Here is a 17,527-nt window from a genome sequence, read left to right on the forward strand (position 1 = left end):
CAGGGCAGCGTGCGTCAAGGCAGCGTGTAATAGCGCCGGGCGAGTTGGCGGAACGCGGACAGTTGGACGTCCGGTATCGGGCGCCCCAGTTCGTCGGCGAGGATGGCGGCCACCGGCGCGGCCAGTTCCTCGGCGCGCCGGGCATCGAGAAACAACAACCGGCAGCGTCGCGCCAGCACGTCTTCGACCGTGCGTGCCATTTCCTGCCGCACGGCAAAGCGCACCATGGCTTCGCTCAAACCGCTGCGGAGCGGCGCGTCGTCATCGCAACGCCACAGCCAGCGGTCCGCGCCCGGTAATTCATTCAAAGCGCTTGCATCAGTGCCGTAGAGATGCTTGCCGGGAGGGCGGGAGATCGGCATGTCGCTGTGCGCCGGGGCGCCGGCCAATGGCAGCGCGGCCGTCATGCCCGCAGGGCGCCGCACCAGCAGCCCGGCGCCGAAGCAGCGCTCGAGCACGTCCTCGGCCATCGAGCGGTAGGTTGTCCATTTGCCACCTGTGACGGTAACCAGCCCCGAACGGCTAATGCGCACGGCATGCTCACGTGAGATCGACTTGGTCGCGCCCGCGTCGCTGTCTGGCTTGACGAGCGGCCGCAGGCCCACCCAGACCGAGCGCACATCCGAGGGCTGCGGCGCCCGCGTCAGATAGCGCCCGGCCTCGCGCAGGATGAACGCCACCTCTTCGCGCAAGGGTTCGGGCTCGGCCGCAAGGTCGTCCCGGGGGGTATCGGTCGTGCCCAGCACCGTCATGCCCAGCCAGGGCACCGCAAACAACACCCGACCATCCGCCGTTTTCGGCACGAGTAGCGCATGATCTCCGCCGAGAAAACTGCGGTCAACCACCAAGTGCACGCCCTGACTCGGTGACACCATGGGCTGTACCTTGGACCGGTCTATGGGTGCATCCATGCCGCGGATGGCGTCCACCCAGACGCCGGTGGCATTGACGACGCAGTCCGCGGTGACCAGCAGGTCCTCGCCCGTCTCGCTGTCTACGGCACGGGCGCCCACCACACGGCCGCCCTCCTCGTTGTTCCCATGCACCAGTGCCGTCACGGCGCAATGGTTCAGCAACGCCGCACCACGCTGCACGGCGGTTCGCGCCAGCGCGATCGCGAGGCGTGCATCGTCGAACTGGGCGTCCCAGTAGCGCACGCCGCCGTAAAGCCGATCATGGCGCACACCCGGCAGGCAGGCCTGCACACGCGCGCTCGACATCATTTCGGTGCGGCCGAGGCTGCGCGCTCCCGCCAGTGCATCGTAGAGCTTGAGACCCGCCCCGTACCAAGGCGTTTCCCAGCGCCGGTACCCCGGCATGACAAAGGGCAGCGGCTGCGCCAGATGCGCCGCGTTGGCCAGCAGCGTGGCACGCTCATGCAAGGCCTCGCGCACCAGCGACAGCTTGCCTTGCGCCAGGTAGCGCACGCCACCGTGGACGAGCTTGGTGCTGCGTGACGATGTGCCCTTGCCGAAGTCATCTGCTTCCAGCAAGGCGACGGTGTAGCCACGGGCTGCGGCATCGAGCGCGACGCCCAGACCGGTGGCGCCGCCACCGATCACCAGCAGGTCGTAGCGGGGCCGGGAGCGCAGCCGCGCCAGCAGCGAAGTCCGGTCCATGGCGGGCAGGAGCGTCGTCACGACAACACCGATTGTTGCGCGATGCCCGCGTCGACCAGCACATGCTGGCCGGTCATGCCGTCGCTGTCGTCGGCAGCCAGGAACAGCGTAGGCCGTGCCACGTGGCCCGGGTCAAGGCGGATCTTGAGACACTGCGCGTCCAGAAAGGCTTGGTCGGCCGCCGGGTCGCGGTGCAAGGTGGTTTGCCGCTCGGTCACGATCGCACCGGGCACGATGGCGTTGACGCGGATGTTGCGCCCGCCCAGTTCACGGGCCAAGGTGCGGGTCAAACCCAGGATGCCAGCCTTCGCCGTGGTGTAGCCCACGAGGTTGGGCCGCCCGCGCATCCAGGACACCGAGCCCATGTTGATGATGGAGCCTCCGCCCGCCGCGGCCATGCCCGGCGCGACCGCCTGGATGGCGAAGAAATAGTGCTTGAGGTTGAGCGCCAGGCTCTCATCCCAGAACTTGGACGTGACCTCCTCCATCGCATGGCGGTCGTCGCGGCCGGCGTTGTTGACGAGCACGCGCACGGGCCCCAGACGGCGGGCCACCTCGGCCAGCAACGACTGATAGGCGTCGACGTCGCGAACATCGCACGGAGCAAAGAACGGCACAGGGTGACCTGCGGCGGTGATCTCCTCGACCAGAGGCTGTCCGCCGTCGGTCCGCAAGCCGCAGAACGCAACCCGCGCACCTTGCGCCGCAAATGCGCGTACGAGTTCTGCGCCAATGCCTGAACTGCCGCCGGAGATGAAGACAACGCGGTCTTTCAGCGAAGGATAGTAAGTCGTGTTGGGGGTCGTCATGATGATCTCGCAAAGTTCGCCGGCAGGCCCGGCACGTCCACACGCAAGTGCAGCACACAGCCGGACAGCGGCATCTCAGCCAACTCGGGCGCGGGCCGCTTCTCACGTGCGGTGGTGATGTAAAGCGTGCGCAGGTCGGGCCCGCCGAAGCAGGGCATGGTGGGACAACGCACCGGGAGGGGAATAGTCTGCAGCAATTCGCCACCCGGGGCGAAGCGCAGAATGCGGGCGCCTTCGAACATGGCGACCCAGTAGCAGCCTTCGACATCGACGGCGGCGCCATCGGGCCGGCCGCCATAGGATTCGATGGGCTGGTCCGGATCGCGCGGGGAAAAACGCGCAAAGACCCTGCGGTTGGACAGTGCGCCGCCCTCGGCGTCGAAGTCGCAGGCGTAGATGACATGGGCCGGCGTGTCGGCCCAGTAGAGCGTTCGCGTGTCGGGGCTCCACGCCAGACCGTTGCTCACCGTGACGTCGCCGGCGGCGCGCCCAAGGTGCCCCCCGGCCCACCGGTACAGCGCCGCGCGCGCGGCATCGCGCGGCTCGTAGATGGTCCCGACCCAGAAGCGGCCTTGCGGGTCGGCCTTGCCATCGTTGTAGCGCTCGATGGCGCCGTTGTAGGGCGCGACGGACACGCAGGTGCGCGTTCCCTCCGCAGGGTCGAAACGCCACAGACCGTCGCGCAGGGCGAGCAGCAAGCCCCCCTGATCCAGCGGTGCACAACAGGCGACTTCGGTGCCAAAAGACCATTGCTGGTGCCGGCCCGATTCCGGGTCGAAACAGTTCAGCCGTCGATCGGGGATGTCGCACCAGTACAGCCGCTGTTCGCGCGGGTGCCACAGTGGCGATTCACCGAGCAGGCTGGGCGCGATCGGCAGGGCCTGGATGTCGAGGCGGCTGTCCATCACGAAGCCTCCACCTCGAGCGTCATCGACGCCGCAAGCATCTCATCGGGCCGCAGCGTCGCGAGACCGTGCATCGCCGGGTCGGCACTATGGATCGCGTCATTGACGTGGCTCACCGGTTCGACGCAGAAATGCTCCCGCGCCGGTGGCGTGAACACCACGAGGTACGGCAGCGTCGAGCAAAGCCGCAGCGAGAACTGCTCGTCGCGAATACAGGCCGGGCCGCGCCAGCCGCCGAAGCAGTGGTCGAAGGCCAATGCCGCAACGGGCGCATCGATGCCGTCCTGGGTCGCGCTGTGCGTTGGCAGCTGCAGCGCATCGGCGTCCCAGCGGGTATCGACATCGATCTTCAGGTGACTGCCGGCGCGCCGTGGGAAGTACGGATGCCAGCCGAGGCCGGCGGGCTGCTCCAGCGCGTCGGCGTTGCGCAGCCGCAGGTCGAGCTGCAGCGACTGTGGCGTGAGCGTGATGTCCTGGTGGACTTCGAAGGCGAACGGCCAATGTCCGTCTGGGATGTGCCGGTAGCGCAGGGTCAGCCGGCTCGCCTCTCGTGACACGACTTGCCACGGCCTGAGCCACGCCACGCCGTGCAAGGAGTGCGGGCTGTCGTCGAAGTTCGGCTGAGTCGTGTACTTTCGCCCCTGCCACACGAAGCGCCGGTAGCCCAGGCGGTTGGAGTACGGCACGAGCGGAAAACACGCCGACTGGCGGGCCCCGTCCAGCCGGCCGGGTTCGGTCGAACGCAGGACGGGGGTGCCCCGGTACCACAGACCGGCCAGGCTGCCGCCGAGGTCGGCACGCACCGCCAGGCGCAGTTCGCCCGCCTGCAGTTCGATCCCGTTGTCCACGATCGTGGGGGTGCTTGTCATGTCGTGCCCGGCCTGCCGCGCGCTCACCAGCCCGCCGGCAGCACTTCGCTCATCAGCACGGCGCGGCCGGTGGCTATGCTCAGGTGGGCAGCCAGACCGGTCGCGACGCTGCGCAGCCCTTCCTCGAGCGTGATCTCGGGCGGCGTGCCGTTGCGGATCGCCGCCGCGAAGTGCTGGTGCTCGATGTACGAGGCGCCGAAGTGCTGACCCGCGTACTTGATGTTGGTGTCCCACACGCGGCGCACCGCGACGCCCTTGCCGGTGCCCGAGGGCTGGCCCCAGAGCTCGCGCCGGCCCCAATCCTCGCGCCGGCCGTGGCGCAGCGTCAGCGAGGGTAGCAGCGACTCGAGCTTGCCCTCGTCGCCGACGACGACGAGGTGCTCGTTGTCGATCGAGTTCTCGGCAAACATGCACAGGTCGAGCATCGCGCGGGCGCCGCTCGGATACTCAATGATCACATAGGCACTGTCGAGAATATCCGGTCGGCGACCGCCGTATTCCTCGTTAAGGTGGTTGACGCGCTGCCCGCCCGACGCAAACACGCGCGCCGGTTTCTCGCGCAGGATCAGATCCATCAGGTTGAAGTAGTGGCAGCACTTTTCCACCAGTGTGCCGCCCGTGTTGGCGGTGAAGCGGTTCCAGTCGCCCACCTTGGGATAGAACGGCTCCCGGTGTTCGCGGATCGCCACCTGGTGCAGTTTCCCCACCGCCCCTTCGTGCGCCATGCGGATCATTTCCGCGACCGGGGGCATGTAGCGGTATTCCTGCGCGACCCAGACCATGCCACGGCGGCCGGCCGCACGCTCGATCATGTCCACGCCGTCCTCGATGCGCGTCACCAGGGGCTTTTCGATCAGGATGTGCAGGTCGGTCTGCAGCGCGGCCCGCATCATCTCGATGTGGGTGAAGTTGGGCGTGGCGATCACCACGGCATCGCACAGGCCACTGTCGAGCAGCGGCTGGTGGTGATCGAAGGCCTGCACGTCCGGCGGCAGCAGCGCCAGCGCCGCGGCGCGGCTGTCCGGATGCGGGTCAGCGATGGCAGTGACCTGCGCGCCACCCAGTGCCTTGATATTTTCAATATGCTCGCGGCCCATGCTGCCGCAGCCAATGATGCCGTAACGAAGAATCTGGGACATAGGTTACTTTCACTATCTTTGTTGATCACGCAGGGCGGGCGCCACTGCAGCGGAGGTGGCTTCGGCCAAGGCCGGCAGCATCGGATTTGTTCTTTTCATGATTTGTCTTCCATGAACTTGTCTGGCAGATACGGCGCGAGTCCCGGTTCAGCCCTTCAGGCCGCCTTGCGTCAGTCCGCCGACCACGCGTTCCTGGAACACCGCGATCAGAACGGCGATGGGCACGATGGCGACGACCAGCGCAGCCGAGATGACAGGCCACGGGAATGTGAACTCACCCTGGTACAGCGAAATGCCGACCGGCAGCGTGCGCATGGACGCGCTCGCATTCAGCGAGAGGGCCAGCAGGAACTCGTCCCACGCATTGACGAAGGCAAGGATGCCGGCCGTGAACACGCCCGGCGCGGCGAGTGGGACGACGACGCGCCACAGCGCACCCATGCGGGTACAGCCGTCGATCATGGCGGCGTTCTCCAGGTCCTTCGGGATGCTCTGAAAAAAGCTCACCAGCACCAGCGTGCAGACCGGCAGGCTCAGCACGGTGTACGGCAGCACCAGGGCCGTGTAGGTGTTGAGCAGGTTCAGGTTGCGCATGGTCTCGAAGATCGGTACCAGCAGCGTGACCAGCGGGAACATGCTGGAGGCCACGATGCAGGTGAGGATCAGTTGCCGGTGCCGGAGGTTGAGCCGCGAAATGGCGTAGGCCGCGAAGGCCGCAACGATCAGCGCCACGGCCGTCGAGATCGCCGCCACCGCCAGGCTATTGGCGAGGTACTTCAGCAGCGGCTGGTCCGTGAAGGCCTGCACGTAGTTGCTCAGCACCAGTTCGTGCGGCAGGTAAGTGATGGGCTTCCTCACCAGCTCGGCCTCGGTCTTGAGCGAGGTCAGCAGGATCCAGACGGCGGGAAAGAACCCGTTGATGACAACGAGAGCGGCAGCGAGCAAGCGCAGCGATCGTCCTTCAAGCAGTCTGTTCATGCGTTGCGTCCAATCCGTTTGAGGTAAAAGCCCGTGATGAACAGCGACAGGACAAACATGAACACCGCCAGCGTCGAGCCGTAGCCGACATCGAGGTAGTCGATGGTGGTCTTGTGAATCAGCATCGCCAGCGTTTCGGTGGAATTGCCGGGGCCGCCCTTGGTCATCGTGTAGGGGATGTCGAAGGTCTGCAGCGCCGTGATGGTGCGGAAGATCAGCGCGACGATGATCGAGGGCATCAGCATCGGTATCGTGATCTGCCAGAACTGCTGCCACCTGGAAGCACCGTCGACCTCGGCTGCCTCGTACAGCGACTTCGGGATCATCTGCAGACCCGCGAGCAGGATCAGCGCCATGAACGAGCTGGTCTTCCAGATGATGGTGAGGCAGATCGCCGCGAACGCCCAGGACGGCTCGAGCAGCCACATGCGCTGCCCCTGCTGGCCGAAGCGCCGCATCGCGTCGTTGACAACGCCGTACTCCGAATGGAAGAACCACGCGAAGATCAGACCCGCGAAGGCCAGCGGCAGCGCCCAGGGCAGCAACAGCGCCAGGCGCACCGGCCACTGCCGCTTGAACGGCAGGTTGGCCAGCATTGCAAGGCCCAGCCCCACCACCAGGGCGCCCGGCACCGTGATAAGCGTGATTAGCACGGTATTCCAGGTCGCGCTCCAGAAGTCCTTGTCCTGCAGCACCAGCGCGTAGTTCTCAAGGCCGATGAACTTCGCGCCGCCGCCACCGGACAGCCGCAGATCGAAGAAGCTGTTCCAGATCAGCCGGCCGATCGGGTAGACCACGATCAGCGCGAGCAGCAGGAAGGCCGGGGCCAGCAGCATCACCGCCAGCGTCCTGTCGCTAGGGTCTCGCAGACGGTTGATCTGTATCACATCAAACTCCTTTGCTGCGCCTTCACCGCATCACGCGCCGCAGGCGGCCTTCGATCTCGGCCACGCCTTCGTCGGGCGTCTTGGTGCGCGCCAGCACGGCGCTGGTTGTGGTGCGGATGATGTCGCTGACCTGACCGTAGTCCTTCGAGATGGGCCGGCTGCGGCCGGCGGCCACCACCGCCGCGGCGTCCTTGAACCACGGCACGGCCTTCACCACGTCGGGGTCGGTATAGACCGGCAGCGAGGTGGGCAGCAACGAACCCTCCACCGCAAGGAACTTGCTCGCTTCGGGACTGGCGAGGAACTTGACGAGCTTGGCCGCCTCGGCCTTGTTCTTGCTGAAAGCGCTCAGGGCCCATTGCCAGCCTCCGATGCAGGTCGCGCTCTTGCCGCCGCTCACGGCGGGCAGCGGCATCACACCCACCTTGCCCGCTACCTTGCTGTCGGCGTCGTCCTTGAAGCGGTCCCATGCAAAGCCCCAGTTGACGGCGAACACCACCTGACCAGCCTTGAACTCGTTGACGGTGTCGGGCGTCTTGACCTCGGCGACGTTTTTCTTGATGACGCCCTGATCAACCATGGCCAGCCACTGGTTCAGCCCCTTGGTCGCGGCGGCTTTGTCCAGCGTCAGCTTGCCGCTGGCGTCGTTGAATTCCTTGCCCTGGCTCCAGTAGGGCAGCAGGAAGGTGCAGACCGCGCCTTCGATCGGTGCGCCCTGGATCGACAGGCCCTGCAGGTTGACGTCGCCCTCGGCCTGCTGGATCTTCTTTGCAGCAGCGGCGAGTTCGTCCCACGTTTTGGGCTCGGCAATCTTGTGCTTGTCCAGCAGATCGCGGCGGTAGTACATGAACATGGAGTCGGCAAACGCCGGCATGGCGGCGATCTTGCCGTCGATGACGTTGGCCGCAGCGTACACCGGCAGGTAGGACTTCATGGCCGTGGCAGGTTCGCCGAGATAGGCATTCAGCGGCTCGATCCAGCCCGCGCCGGCGTATTGGGCGGGGTTCACGATGTCGATCAGGTAGAGGTCAATCGCGGAGTCCTTGGCATTGAGCACCGTGCTCAGGTACTGGCGCTGCAACTCCGAAGTTGCGCCACCGGTCTCGACCTCGATCGTGATGCCGGGGTTCCTGGCCTGGTACTGCTCAAAGAGCTTGCGCATCAGGTCGGGGCGCTGGCCCGAGCCACCGGCAAAAGCGCGCAGCTTGGTCTGCGCCATCGCATCATCGGGCGCCATCGTGCCGATCAGTAGGGCGGCCGTCAGCAGCCCCAGAAGCTTGTGTCGTCGTTGCATCATCGTCTCCTAGTGGTAGTTGTCAAAGTCAACAGGGGGCTGGGCGGCTCAGGCGAGTGCTGCGCCGCTTTGCGGGTCAAAAAGATGCAGGTGCGCCGGGTTCACGTGCACCTGCAGTGGCGTGCCGGGCGCCTCATGGAAGCTGGCAGACAGCCGCGCGATCACCTCGGCGCCGCCGACCTTGAGCGTCACCAGCGTTTCGGCCCCCAGGGGCTCGAGCAGCGACACCGTGGCCGGCAGCGCGATGTCGCCCGCCTCGGGTGCCAGGCGCAGGTTCTCCGGGCGCACGCCGAGCATGCTGGCACCGCCGCGCGGGGCCAGCCGGGGCGGCAGCGGCACGCGCACGCCGCCACCCACGTCGGCCACACCGTCCGTCACGGTGGCATTGACCAGGTTCATCGGCGGTGCGCCGGTGAAGCCGGCGACGAACAGCGCCGCCGGGCGGTTGTAGATGGCATCGGGCGTGTCGTACTGCATCTTGCGACCAGCGCTCAGCACCGCGATGCGGTCGGCCAGCGTCATGGCCTCGACCTGGTCGTGCGTGACGTAGATCATCGTGGCGCCCAGGCGCTGGTGCAGGCGCTTGATTTCGGTGCGCATTTCATGGCGCAACTGGGCGTCGAGGTTGGACAGCGGCTCGTCGAACAGGAACACCTCGGGCTGGCGCACGATGGCCCGGCCGATGGCGACGCGCTGGCGCTGGCCGCCGGACAGCGCCGCCGGGCGGCGATCCAGCATGTGATCGATGCGCAGCAGGCGGGCTGCGTCCATCACCCGGCGCTTGATTTCATCCTCGGGCGTCTTGCGCAGTTGCAGGCCGAAGGCCATGTTGTCGTAGAGCGTCTTGTGCGGGTACAGCGCGTAGTCCTGGAACACCATCGCGATGTCACGCGAACGCGGCGGCTTGTCATTGACCACCTGGCCGCCGATGCGCACCTCGCCGGCAGAGATCGACTCCAGTCCAGCAATCATTCGCAGCAGCGTGCTCTTGCCGCAACCCGAGGGCCCGACAAAGACACAAAACTCGCCCTGACGGATATCGAGGTCAATCCCGTGAATGACCGTGTTCTTGCCGTCATAACTCTTGACAACCTGACGCAGTTCGACAGCAGCCATCAGTAGCCTCCGTTGCTGGTCGTGACCGGGGCTTCCCCCACAGTTCGCAGTGTCGCCAGCGCGGCCTGCGCGCTGCGCATCAGCAGGCCGAGGTCGGAAGCAATCGCGACGAAATCAAAGCCCATGGCGCGATACCGCGTGACCACCTCGGGTGTGCCGCCGACCGTTCCGATCGGCATGCCCAACGCCTTGGCGCGCGCAACGGCCTGCGCCGTCAGTGCCAGGACCTCGGGATGTGTGAGCTGCCCGGCATAACCCATGGTGGCGGACAGGTCGCCCGGGCCGATGAACAGCGCGTCAACCCCATCCACGCGCGCAATGTCTTCAAGCTGCCCGATGGCTTCGGCCGTCTCGAGCTGCACGACCACAGCCATTTGCTGATTCGCGGTGGTGAGGTAGTTCGGTGTGGTGCCGAACTTCGAGGCACGGCTCATGCCTGCCATGCCGCGTCGGCCAGCGGGCGGGTAGCGCGTGGCCGCCACCGCAGCACGGGCCTCGTCCGCGTTCTGGATAAAGGGCACCAGCAGGGTCGTGGCACCGGCATCGAGCACGCGCTTGATGCTGACGGTGTCATTCCAGGGCACGCGCACGACGGGCACCAGCTTCGTTGCCGACAGCGCCTGCAGCATGTGGACGATGTCCATCAGGTCGAGCGGCGTGTGTTCCATGTCGACCACGCCCCAGTCGAAGCCGGCGCAGCCCATCGCCTCGGCGACGATAGGGCTCGCAGACATGATCCAGGTGCCGATCGGTGTGTGATCGCCTGCGTTTTTGAGCTGTTGTTTAAATTCGTTCATCGGATACTTTCAGAAAATGAGCGGCTCGGGTGTTGCCGCCGGGCCTTGGAGAAAATCGAAATCACAACCTTCATGAGCCTGGGTTACGTGATCCTGATAGAGCCGGATGTAGCCGCGCTGATGGGCGCGCGGCGGCACTGACAGTGCCGCACGACGCTTCGTCATTTCGGCTTCGTCCACGACCAGCTCGAGCTTGCGCGCCTCGACATCCACCATGATCTCGTCACCGTTGTGGACTAGTGCCAGCGGCCCGCCGACCGCGGACTCCGGACTGACATGCAGAATGCAGCTGCCGTAATGCGTTCCGCTCATGCGCGCATCCGAGATGCGCACCATGTCGCGCACACCCAGCGCCAGCAGCTTTTTCGGGATCGGCAAGCCGCCCCATTCGGGCATGCCGGGCGCACCGACCGGCCCGGCATTGCGCAGCACCAAAACGGTGTTCTCGTCGCAGTCGAGTTCAGGGTCGGCGCAGCGCTGGACCATCTCGGCTGGGGAATCAAACACCAGGGCGCGGCCCCGGTGGCGGAAGTACCTGGGACTGGCTGCGCTGGGCTTCATGACCGCCCCTTCGGGCGCCAGGTTGCCCCTGAGCACAGCCAGCGCCCCCGAGGCACTGACCGGATTGCCAAGCGGGCGGATCACCTCATCGTCCAGGCTGTCGCGCCCTGCGATGTTTTCGGCCAGGGTTTTGCCAGTGACGGTCATCTCGCCCAGCGAGAGATGCTCCCGCACCCGGTTGAGCAGCGCGGGCATGCCGCCGGCGTAGTGAAAATCCTCCATCAGCCGGTCACCGCTAGGGTAGAGGTTGGCAAGCACCGGCACCTGGCGGCTGACGGCATCGAGATCATCGAGCCTGAGGTCAACGCCCGCCCGGCGCGCCAGCGCAATCAAGTGCACCACGGCGTTGGTGGAGCCGCCAAGCGCCATCTGCGCCACTGCCGCGTTGTGGAACGAACCTTTCGTGAGGATGCGCGCCGGCGTCAGGTCTTCCCAGATCATCTGCACGATGCGTTCACCGCAATCGGTTGCGAGCCGGGCATGCCCCGCGTCCATGGCCGGAATCGCCGTCGACCCGGGTAGCGCCAGCCCCATCGCCTCGATGATCGAGGTCATGGTGCTCGCCGTGCCCATGGTGTTACAGGTGCCGGGTGACCGCGTCATCCTGGACTCCAGCGCCGTCCATTCCGCATCATCAATGCGTCCCGCCTGGTATTCATCCCAGAACATGCGGGTGTGCGTTCCCGCCCCCACGGCCCGAGCCGCTTCGCCGCGCTTCAGGTAGCGGTCGCTGAGCATCGGGCCTGCGGGGCAAAACAGCATTGGCAGCCCAGCGCTGAGCGCGCCCATTACCGTGCCCGGCGTGGTTTTGTCGCATCCCGCGAGCAGCACCACGCCGTCGATTGGAAGCGAGCGCAGCAACTCTTCGACCTCCATCGCCAGGAAGTTGCGGTAAAGCATGGTGGTGGGCTTGACCATCACCTCGCCCAGGCTCATGGCGGGCAGCTCGAACGGCATGCCGCCAGCCAGCAGGACGCCGCGCTTCACGCTGTCTGCCCGCTCCCGCAAATGGGCATGACAGGGCGACAGATCACTCCATGTATTGATGATCCCGATGATCGGACGCTCCAGGACATCCTCACGACGCAAGCCCATTTGCTGGATGCGCTGGCGATGCGCAAAGCCGCGCATGTCATTGGCGGTGAACCACCGGCGACTGCGGAGATTTGCGAGAGACTTTGTCATGAGTGAGGCCTTGCGAAAAATTTGTTGATGGCTACTGTTACCGGTAACATTAAACGTAGCGGAAACTAATATCCATTAGCAGAAACCCTTATTGCATGAAATCCACCACTGAAACGACCCGGCGTCAGCGGCGCGGCCACGGGCGCCCCACCCTGCATGATGTTGCGGACGCCGCGGGCGTCACGCGCATCACCGTCTCGCGATTCATGCGCCAACCGGAGCTGGTTGCAGAAAGTACCGCGGCCCGGATTCGTGAGGCTATTGAGCAAACCGGCTATGTTCCCAACCAGCAAGCCGGGCAGCTGGCGAGTGGCGATTCGCGCATCGTGGCGGCACTGATTCCAAACGTTGGCCACTCCATTTTTGCGGAAACGATCCAGGGTCTGACAGAAGGGCTGCATGGCAGTGGCCACGAATTGCTGCTGCTCTCCACCGGTTACTCGATGGAGCGGGAAGAAGCGCAGTTGCGCGCCCTGACCGGGTGGGCCCCAGGGGCCATCATCGTCACCGGACGTCACCACTCCCCCGGTGCGTTGCGGATGCTGCGTGACGCACAGGCGGCAGGCACACCGGTGGTTGAAATCTGGGATCACCCTGCCAATCGCACCGACTCCGATGGCTTTGCGCGGATTGGCTTTGATCACATCGCGGCAGGCAGGACCATGGCGAAGCATCTGATCGACAAGGGACACGTGTCGCTGGCCTACGTCGATAGCGGCGTCGGGGAGGACTTCCGTGCGCATGAGCGCGGGCAAGGGTTCGTGGCGGAGGCCAAAGCCCAAGGCGTTCGAGTCAAGGTGCTGCGAGCCTCCACGGGCGATGCGTTTGACGCGGGCCGGGGGATGGTACAGCTGCTGCTGGCGGCATCGCGCGCGCCCATCACCGCCGTGGCTTTCGCCAACGACCATCTGGCCTGCGGCGCGTTGATGGAGGCGACCAGCCGGGGAGTTCAGATACCCGGGCAACTGGCCTTGCTGGGTTTTGGAGATTTCCCGATCGGTCGGCAGTTGCAGCCATCGCTCTCAACCATGCGGCCACCGACTGCCGACATCGGCCATGTCGCCGCGAAGGCGGTCTTGCAATCGGTCACAAAAGGAACCGAGCCGACCAGTCGCACACTGCCCTGCCAACTGATTGGAAGGGACAGTACAGGTACGACGCGATAGCAGGAAGACGCCCCGCAAACCTGCAGGTTGCATCATGGTCATCAAGCCGGCCATGCAAACGCCTTCTCGACCATTGCGCTGGTGACGGGCAGCTCGGCCATGATCGGCGAGGTGTTCTGTCGCCACCTGGTCAAAAAAACCAGCTTCACCGGTTCCGCCGAGGGCGGCCGCGTGCTGTTGCGCCAGTGCGCCGGCATGGTGAAAAAGGGGGGGCGATGGAGCTGGGCGGCAAGGTGATCTGCGACGCCAAGCACAGCGGCCTCAAGGGCCTGCCCAATGTCATCGGCATCCGCAGCCTCGGGCTGGCGGGGGCGGTGGAGCTGTCACCCATTGCGGGTGCGCCTTGCAAACGGACCTACTTTATTAACTGTTTCAAGCACGGCGTGCTGGTGCGGCCCGCCACTGAGAACATCGTGATTTGCCCGCCCTACATCGTGGAAAAAGCACACATCGAGCGCATCGTCAATGTGCTGGCCGACTCCATTCGCAAGAACGCCTGATACAGCGGCCTGGCTGCAACAGGAGCCCGTCTCAGGGCATGGGGGTAGCGCCCGATCCTGCACGCTGCGGAACCTGCTCACGCAGGCCCGCGCAGTAGTCGGTATCCGGCAGCGCGGGCGTGGCCCAGACGCTATCGAAGGCCTCCGCATTTTCGTGAGTGGCGTCGCCTGCACGCAGGCGAACGGCTTTGGCCTTGAGTCCTGCGGGAAGGTGTCGCGGCACGCCCAGGTTGCGGTCCACATGACCACTGCCGGCCAGCAACACCACCACCTTGCCGGGCAACGCTGCCTGGCTCAAGGTGTGGGCCATGGTGATGTCCCTGGCGATCTGGATGCGTGTCATGGGCGTGATCTGGCTCTCCGGCAGCAGGTTGCAATGGCCAAGGCGAATCAGCTGCTGCTGCGCCTTCAGCGCCGGGCCGGGCAATTGAACGTCGAGCTGGCTGTCAGCCGTGCTGCCTGGCATTTGTTCGCGCGGCAAGTTGGCGCCCAGCACCGGCACGCCGGCGCGCACCGCCGTCATCACGGCCGGTCCGTACGCCGCCCAGGGCCAGGCCTTGTCGTTCCATTTGAGCGCATGGCGTGCCTGTTCTTCGGAGGCGCCGGGTAGAAGAGCGGCGGTGCTCACCCCGGCATCGGCCATTTCCAGCGCCAGTGCGGCCAGCAAGCCGCGTGCCACCAGGTGCGCGATGATTTGCTGCGCTATCTGCTGGTGTTCTGCGGCATCGTGTTGTTCGCCGAGCAGCAGCGCATCAACGGGCAGCAGCGCATCGAGCCTGGCCGCCATCGCAATGCCGCCGCCGGGCTGCTGGAGAATGGGCATTTCCGGGGCACCGGGGCGGCTGGCGCAGCCGCTTGCAAGCGCCAACAATGCGGCGCAGAGCAGCGAGCTAATGGAGCGTGACAAAGGGACATGAGGCATCGGTGGATACTAATGCCTTCGCCCAGTTTTGCTTGGGTGCTGGCGCAGTTCACCGACCCGCATTGGGCCACGCTACTGCTGGCTGAGTCTATGTACCGCTGGTTTTATCAGGGCGACAGTCACCGGTGGAGTGACTGCCCGTGCAGGGCAGTCAATGTAAGGAAATAGGCGTGTTTGCCAGCCCGCTGTAGCTTTCCAGCGTGTCTTCGATTTCTTCCTGGGTGGGCGTGTTTTTCGCCCAGGCGATCAGGTGCTGCTGGAACATTTCTGCCCACGAACCATCCAGGTAGACCTCTTTGCCGGAGCGTTTGTCCACAATTTCAAAACCATTGCGGGCCAGTTCGGGTCTGGCCGATGTGCTTGCCGATGTGAGGTCCGAGGCGTCGGGCGCATTGGCGCGAATCTGGACCACCACAAAGGAGTCGGAGTCGTAAAGCATGTGCATGATGGTTCCCCCTTTCTTCCCTTTCTTTCCTGTCAGATAGCAACGATGGTGCCAAGTTCAAGAGTTCCGCCGCCAAACCGGGCAAATTACCGGTTTAAGGCAAAAACGGCTGACAGGAGCTGTGTTTTCTCAGGGCTGGGCCACGGTGCTGAGCTGCTGGTCCAGGAAATCACCGTTTTGGTAGGTGATTTTGATGCGCACCGGCAGGTAGCCGAGGGACGGCGCAAACCAGGCTTCCACCTTTTGGTCAAATTCCTGCCGTGGCCTGCGCGTGAGCTTGAGGGCGGCGAGCTCGCCCGCTGGCAGGGCCAAGGTTTCCTCCGCAGTGACCATGAAAATCCAGGTTTCTGCTTCGCGCAGGCCTGCCGTGTAAAGCGCCAGGGTGCTGTCCGGGCGGAATTTGGCCGGGTTGCCCGCCAGCAAACTGGCCAGCTGGAAAAACACGCTGAGCCGGTCCTGAGCGCCTTCGACCCAGGGGGCATCGGGCGTGTCGGCGCTGAAGGTGATCTTGCCTTTGTCGGGCTGAAAATGCGCGGCCTGCTCGCTGCGGTATTTCTCGGAATAGCGCTCAGGCGCCAGCCCTTGCGGGGTGACGCGGCCGAGGCTGTGCCATGTGCGCGAGCGAAATAGAGCGCTCACAACCATTTTGGCGTTGTAGTTGTCGCCTTCGCGCTGCCAGCTCAGTTTGCCTGTTGCATACCATGGCCGGTTTCCCGACAAAGCGGTCACGTCGTACTCCAGGCGTACCGAGTCCGCAATGCTGACCTCGGCTGCAGCGGCAGGGCTGGGTGCGGGGGGCGTCGGCTCGACGGCGGGCACTTGCGCCACGGCCTGCTCCGGGGGAGCTTCTGCTGGAGCTTGATTTGCTATTGAATTGATAGCTGTTGTCCCAAATGAATCGGGGGCTGCAGCCTGATTTGGCTTGGGTTTTGGCGTGCCGGCCGGTTTCGGGGCGATGGGGGGCGCGGGTTTGGCCGGTGGCTTGGCTGCTGGTGTGACGGGGCTGGGCGCAATCGTGCGGGTGATGAAGGGGCGGTGGTTGGCGGCTGCGGCATCCCCCTCCAGGTCCCAGTGCGCCGGCTGGCCCTGCAGAATCAGCGCATGGATGGCGATGACCAGCGCGGTCAGCACGGCAAAGGTTCGCCATGACGGCGCGCCGGCCCACGGGGCTGCCCCATGCTTCATCCCGCGTCAAACCCCAGATCGCTGGACAACTGGCGGGCCGCCTGAACCAGGGGCCGCGCGACCGGGCCATCCCAGTCGGGGTCAAAGGTGGCGAGCGAGCCCAGCGCGACGATGCCCAGCGCGAGGTGGCCGTCGGCATCAAACACCGGTGCGCAAAACCCCGCGACGCCAGGCAGCAGCGTGTCCACCACCCGGGCCAGGCCGCGTTGCCGCACCTCGTCCAGCAGTGTGTTTACCTCGGCCATGCTGCGGGGCACATCCTTGCGCGCCAGTTTTTGCATGCGGGCCAGTTCGTCCTTGAGCAGCAGGGCCAGCCGGTTTTGCGGGGCGTTGTGGGCTTTGTTGCGGGGCGCCATGAAGGCTGAAAAGCACAGCCCGGTGGCCGAGGACAGCAGCGGCATCACATCGCCCAGCCGCAAATTGACCGTGATGGCCTGCGGCGACTCTTCCCAGTGCACGATGGTGGGGCCCTGGTTGCCCCACACGGCCAGCGCCAGGGTCTGGCCAATCTGCTCCATCAGCGGGCCCAGGCGCTGCCGGGCAAGTTTCACGCTGTCGAGCCTTGATAGGGAGGCGAGCCCCAACTTCAAGGCGGCGGGCCCCAGGTCGTAGCGCGTGGTGCCGCTGTCCTGGGTCACCAGCTCCAGCCGCTGGAAACTGACCAGGTAGCGGTGTGCCTTGGCGGCGCTCATGCCGGCCGCGGCGGCCAGGTCGCGCAGCATCAGGGGGCCGGCGGACGCGGCCAGCACCTGCAGCAAGCCAAAACCCACTTCAACCGACTGGATGCCGGCGCGTTGCGGGGGCAGGGCGGCCAAAGAGGCTGCCAAGGGGGCCGGGGACGGGGTGCGCTGGTTCATGGACTTGGATTAGAATTTGGGGAATTACTTTTAGGTAAATTGATTTTACTTATCGTAACCCATGCGCTGGCCTATCTTGTGACTTACCCTGCGATGGTCGCAAGCCGGTTTGCAGCGGCCCATTTTGAAGCCTCATGTTTGAAGCGCACACTGCGCAGCCCAAAGGAAACCGATGAAACTCGCAACATATAAAGACGGCTCGCGCGACGGCCAACTGGTGGTTGTGTCCCGCGACCTGTCGACGGCTCATTATGCGACGGGCATCGCCAGCCGGCTGCAGCAGGTGCTCGACG

The 17,527-nt window shown here is 65.2% G+C and carries 17 protein-coding genes and 2 pseudogenes; 4 read left to right on the top strand and 15 right to left on the bottom strand.

All coding sequences use genetic code 11. The features are described from left to right. Nucleotides 1-14: 14 nt before the first annotated feature. The 11 genes from V6M61_RS05785 to araD form a co-directional block, all read right to left on the bottom strand. Nucleotides 15-1,619: a glycerol-3-phosphate dehydrogenase/oxidase gene (locus V6M61_RS05785; protein WP_332775633.1), complete on the bottom strand. Its 1,605-nt coding sequence runs from the start codon at nt 1,617-1,619 to the stop codon at nt 15-17. A gap of 17 nt (nt 1,620-1,636) precedes the next feature. Beyond that, the gene (locus tag V6M61_RS05790) at nt 1,637-2,428 is read right to left on the bottom strand and encodes an SDR family NAD(P)-dependent oxidoreductase (RefSeq protein ID WP_332775617.1); all 792 of its coding nucleotides are present in this window, start codon (nt 2,426-2,428) and stop codon (nt 1,637-1,639) included. Further along, entirely contained in the window at nt 2,425-3,333 is a 909-nt protein-coding gene (locus tag V6M61_RS05795) for an SMP-30/gluconolactonase/LRE family protein (RefSeq protein WP_332775618.1), read from the bottom strand. Before V6M61_RS05795 ends, V6M61_RS05790 begins: the two co-directional genes overlap by 4 nt. Next, nucleotides 3,333-4,202 carry an aldose 1-epimerase gene (locus tag V6M61_RS05800; protein WP_332775619.1) on the bottom strand — a complete coding sequence of 290 codons (870 nt, stop codon included), beginning with the start codon at nt 4,200-4,202 and terminating at the stop codon, nt 3,333-3,335. Before V6M61_RS05800 ends, V6M61_RS05795 begins: the two co-directional genes overlap by 1 nt. Before the next feature lie 23 nt (nt 4,203-4,225). After that, nucleotides 4,226-5,341 (bottom strand): Gfo/Idh/MocA family protein, encoded by a 1,116-nt coding sequence (locus tag V6M61_RS05805; protein WP_332775620.1) that lies wholly within the window; start codon nt 5,339-5,341, stop codon nt 4,226-4,228. Between the two features lie 147 nt (nt 5,342-5,488). Continuing rightward, on the bottom strand, nt 5,489-6,319 hold the full coding sequence (locus tag V6M61_RS05810; protein WP_332775621.1) for a carbohydrate ABC transporter permease: 831 nt from the start codon (nt 6,317-6,319) through the stop codon (nt 5,489-5,491). Then, the gene (locus V6M61_RS05815) at nt 6,316-7,206 is read right to left on the bottom strand and encodes a carbohydrate ABC transporter permease (protein WP_332775622.1); all 891 of its coding nucleotides are present in this window, start codon (nt 7,204-7,206) and stop codon (nt 6,316-6,318) included. Before V6M61_RS05815 ends, V6M61_RS05810 begins: the two co-directional genes overlap by 4 nt. Nucleotides 7,207-7,228: 22 nt before the next feature. Beyond that, nucleotides 7,229-8,500, bottom strand: a complete 1,272-nt coding sequence (locus V6M61_RS05820; protein ID WP_332775623.1) for an ABC transporter substrate-binding protein — start codon at nt 8,498-8,500, stop codon at nt 7,229-7,231. Between the two features lie 48 nt (nt 8,501-8,548). Then, nucleotides 8,549-9,616 carry an ABC transporter ATP-binding protein gene (locus tag V6M61_RS05825; RefSeq protein WP_332775624.1) on the bottom strand — a complete coding sequence of 356 codons (1,068 nt, stop codon included), beginning with the start codon at nt 9,614-9,616 and terminating at the stop codon, nt 8,549-8,551. Next, nucleotides 9,616-10,413 (bottom strand): HpcH/HpaI aldolase family protein, encoded by a 798-nt coding sequence (locus V6M61_RS05830; protein WP_332775625.1) that lies wholly within the window; start codon nt 10,411-10,413, stop codon nt 9,616-9,618. The genes V6M61_RS05825 and V6M61_RS05830 overlap by 1 nt, the downstream gene beginning before the upstream one ends. 9 nt (nt 10,414-10,422) lie before the next feature. Further along, nucleotides 10,423-12,159, bottom strand: a complete 1,737-nt coding sequence (gene araD / locus V6M61_RS05835; RefSeq protein WP_332775626.1) for an L-arabinonate dehydratase — start codon at nt 12,157-12,159, stop codon at nt 10,423-10,425. Nucleotides 12,160-12,254: 95 nt separating this feature from the next. Between araD and V6M61_RS05840 the strand changes: the two genes are divergently transcribed. From V6M61_RS05840 to V6M61_RS05850, 3 genes and pseudogenes are all read left to right on the top strand, one after another. Beyond that, a complete protein-coding gene (locus V6M61_RS05840; RefSeq protein ID WP_332775627.1) occupies nt 12,255-13,325 on the top strand; it encodes a LacI family DNA-binding transcriptional regulator in 1,071 nt (356 codons plus the stop codon). 27 nt (nt 13,326-13,352) lie between these two features. Next, nucleotides 13,353-13,562, top strand: coding sequence for a hypothetical protein (locus tag V6M61_RS05845; protein WP_332775628.1), 210 nt, complete (start codon nt 13,353-13,355; stop codon nt 13,560-13,562). Next, nucleotides 13,553-13,825: pseudogene (locus tag V6M61_RS05850) on the top strand (aspartate aminotransferase family protein); the annotation flags it as partial. The gene V6M61_RS05845 and the pseudogene V6M61_RS05850, both read left to right, overlap by 10 nt. A gap of 31 nt (nt 13,826-13,856) precedes the next feature. Here V6M61_RS05850 and V6M61_RS05855 read toward each other — a convergent pair. The 4 genes from V6M61_RS05855 to V6M61_RS05870 form a co-directional block, all read right to left on the bottom strand. Beyond that, nucleotides 13,857-14,747, bottom strand: coding sequence for a ChaN family lipoprotein (locus V6M61_RS05855; RefSeq protein WP_442957734.1), 891 nt, complete (start codon nt 14,745-14,747; stop codon nt 13,857-13,859). 151 nt (nt 14,748-14,898) lie between these two features. Further along, the gene (locus V6M61_RS05860) at nt 14,899-15,192 is read right to left on the bottom strand and encodes a BTH_I0359 family protein (protein WP_332775630.1); all 294 of its coding nucleotides are present in this window, start codon (nt 15,190-15,192) and stop codon (nt 14,899-14,901) included. A gap of 129 nt (nt 15,193-15,321) precedes the next feature. After that, nucleotides 15,322-16,377, bottom strand: a complete 1,056-nt coding sequence (locus V6M61_RS05865) for a DUF3108 domain-containing protein (RefSeq protein ID WP_332775631.1) — start codon at nt 16,375-16,377, stop codon at nt 15,322-15,324. Continuing rightward, on the bottom strand, nt 16,374-17,183 hold the full coding sequence (locus tag V6M61_RS05870; protein ID WP_332775634.1) for an IclR family transcriptional regulator: 810 nt from the start codon (nt 17,181-17,183) through the stop codon (nt 16,374-16,376). The genes V6M61_RS05865 and V6M61_RS05870 overlap by 4 nt, the downstream gene beginning before the upstream one ends. A 223-nt stretch (nt 17,184-17,406) precedes the next feature. On the opposite strand from V6M61_RS05870, the pseudogene V6M61_RS05875 reads away from it, so the two are divergent. Beyond that, nucleotides 17,407-17,527: pseudogene (locus tag V6M61_RS05875) on the top strand (fumarylacetoacetate hydrolase family protein); the annotation flags it as partial.

Origin of the sequence: Polaromonas sp. (assembly GCF_036676035.1) — a bacterium.
GTDB lineage: Bacteria > Pseudomonadota > Gammaproteobacteria > Burkholderiales > Burkholderiaceae_C > Polaromonas.

Bases quoted from the DNA above. Each gene is read 5' to 3' on its own strand.
- V6M61_RS05855 (WP_442957734.1), bottom strand. From the start codon at position 14,747: ATGCCTCATGTCCCTTTGTCACGCTCCATTAGCTCGCTGCTCTGCGCC.
- V6M61_RS05820 (WP_332775623.1), bottom strand. From the start codon at position 8,500: ATGCAACGACGACACAAGCTTCTGGGGCTGCTGACGGCCGCCCTACTG.
- V6M61_RS05840 (WP_332775627.1), top strand. From the start codon at position 12,255: ATGAAATCCACCACTGAAACGACCCGGCGTCAGCGGCGCGGCCACGGG.
- V6M61_RS05800 (WP_332775619.1), bottom strand. From the start codon at position 4,202: ATGACAAGCACCCCCACGATCGTGGACAACGGGATCGAACTGCAGGCG.
- V6M61_RS05785 (WP_332775633.1), bottom strand. From the start codon at position 1,619: ATGGACCGGACTTCGCTGCTGGCGCGGCTGCGCTCCCGGCCCCGCTAC.
- V6M61_RS05865 (WP_332775631.1), bottom strand. From the start codon at position 16,377: ATGAAGCATGGGGCAGCCCCGTGGGCCGGCGCGCCGTCATGGCGAACC.
- V6M61_RS05795 (WP_332775618.1), bottom strand. From the start codon at position 3,333: ATGGACAGCCGCCTCGACATCCAGGCCCTGCCGATCGCGCCCAGCCTG.
- V6M61_RS05805 (WP_332775620.1), bottom strand. From the start codon at position 5,341: ATGTCCCAGATTCTTCGTTACGGCATCATTGGCTGCGGCAGCATGGGC.
- V6M61_RS05790 (WP_332775617.1), bottom strand. From the start codon at position 2,428: ATGACGACCCCCAACACGACTTACTATCCTTCGCTGAAAGACCGCGTT.
- V6M61_RS05810 (WP_332775621.1), bottom strand. From the start codon at position 6,319: ATGAACAGACTGCTTGAAGGACGATCGCTGCGCTTGCTCGCTGCCGCT.
- V6M61_RS05860 (WP_332775630.1), bottom strand. From the start codon at position 15,192: ATGCACATGCTTTACGACTCCGACTCCTTTGTGGTGGTCCAGATTCGC.
- araD (WP_332775626.1), bottom strand. From the start codon at position 12,159: ATGACAAAGTCTCTCGCAAATCTCCGCAGTCGCCGGTGGTTCACCGCC.
- V6M61_RS05825 (WP_332775624.1), bottom strand. From the start codon at position 9,616: ATGGCTGCTGTCGAACTGCGTCAGGTTGTCAAGAGTTATGACGGCAAG.
- V6M61_RS05830 (WP_332775625.1), bottom strand. From the start codon at position 10,413: ATGAACGAATTTAAACAACAGCTCAAAAACGCAGGCGATCACACACCG.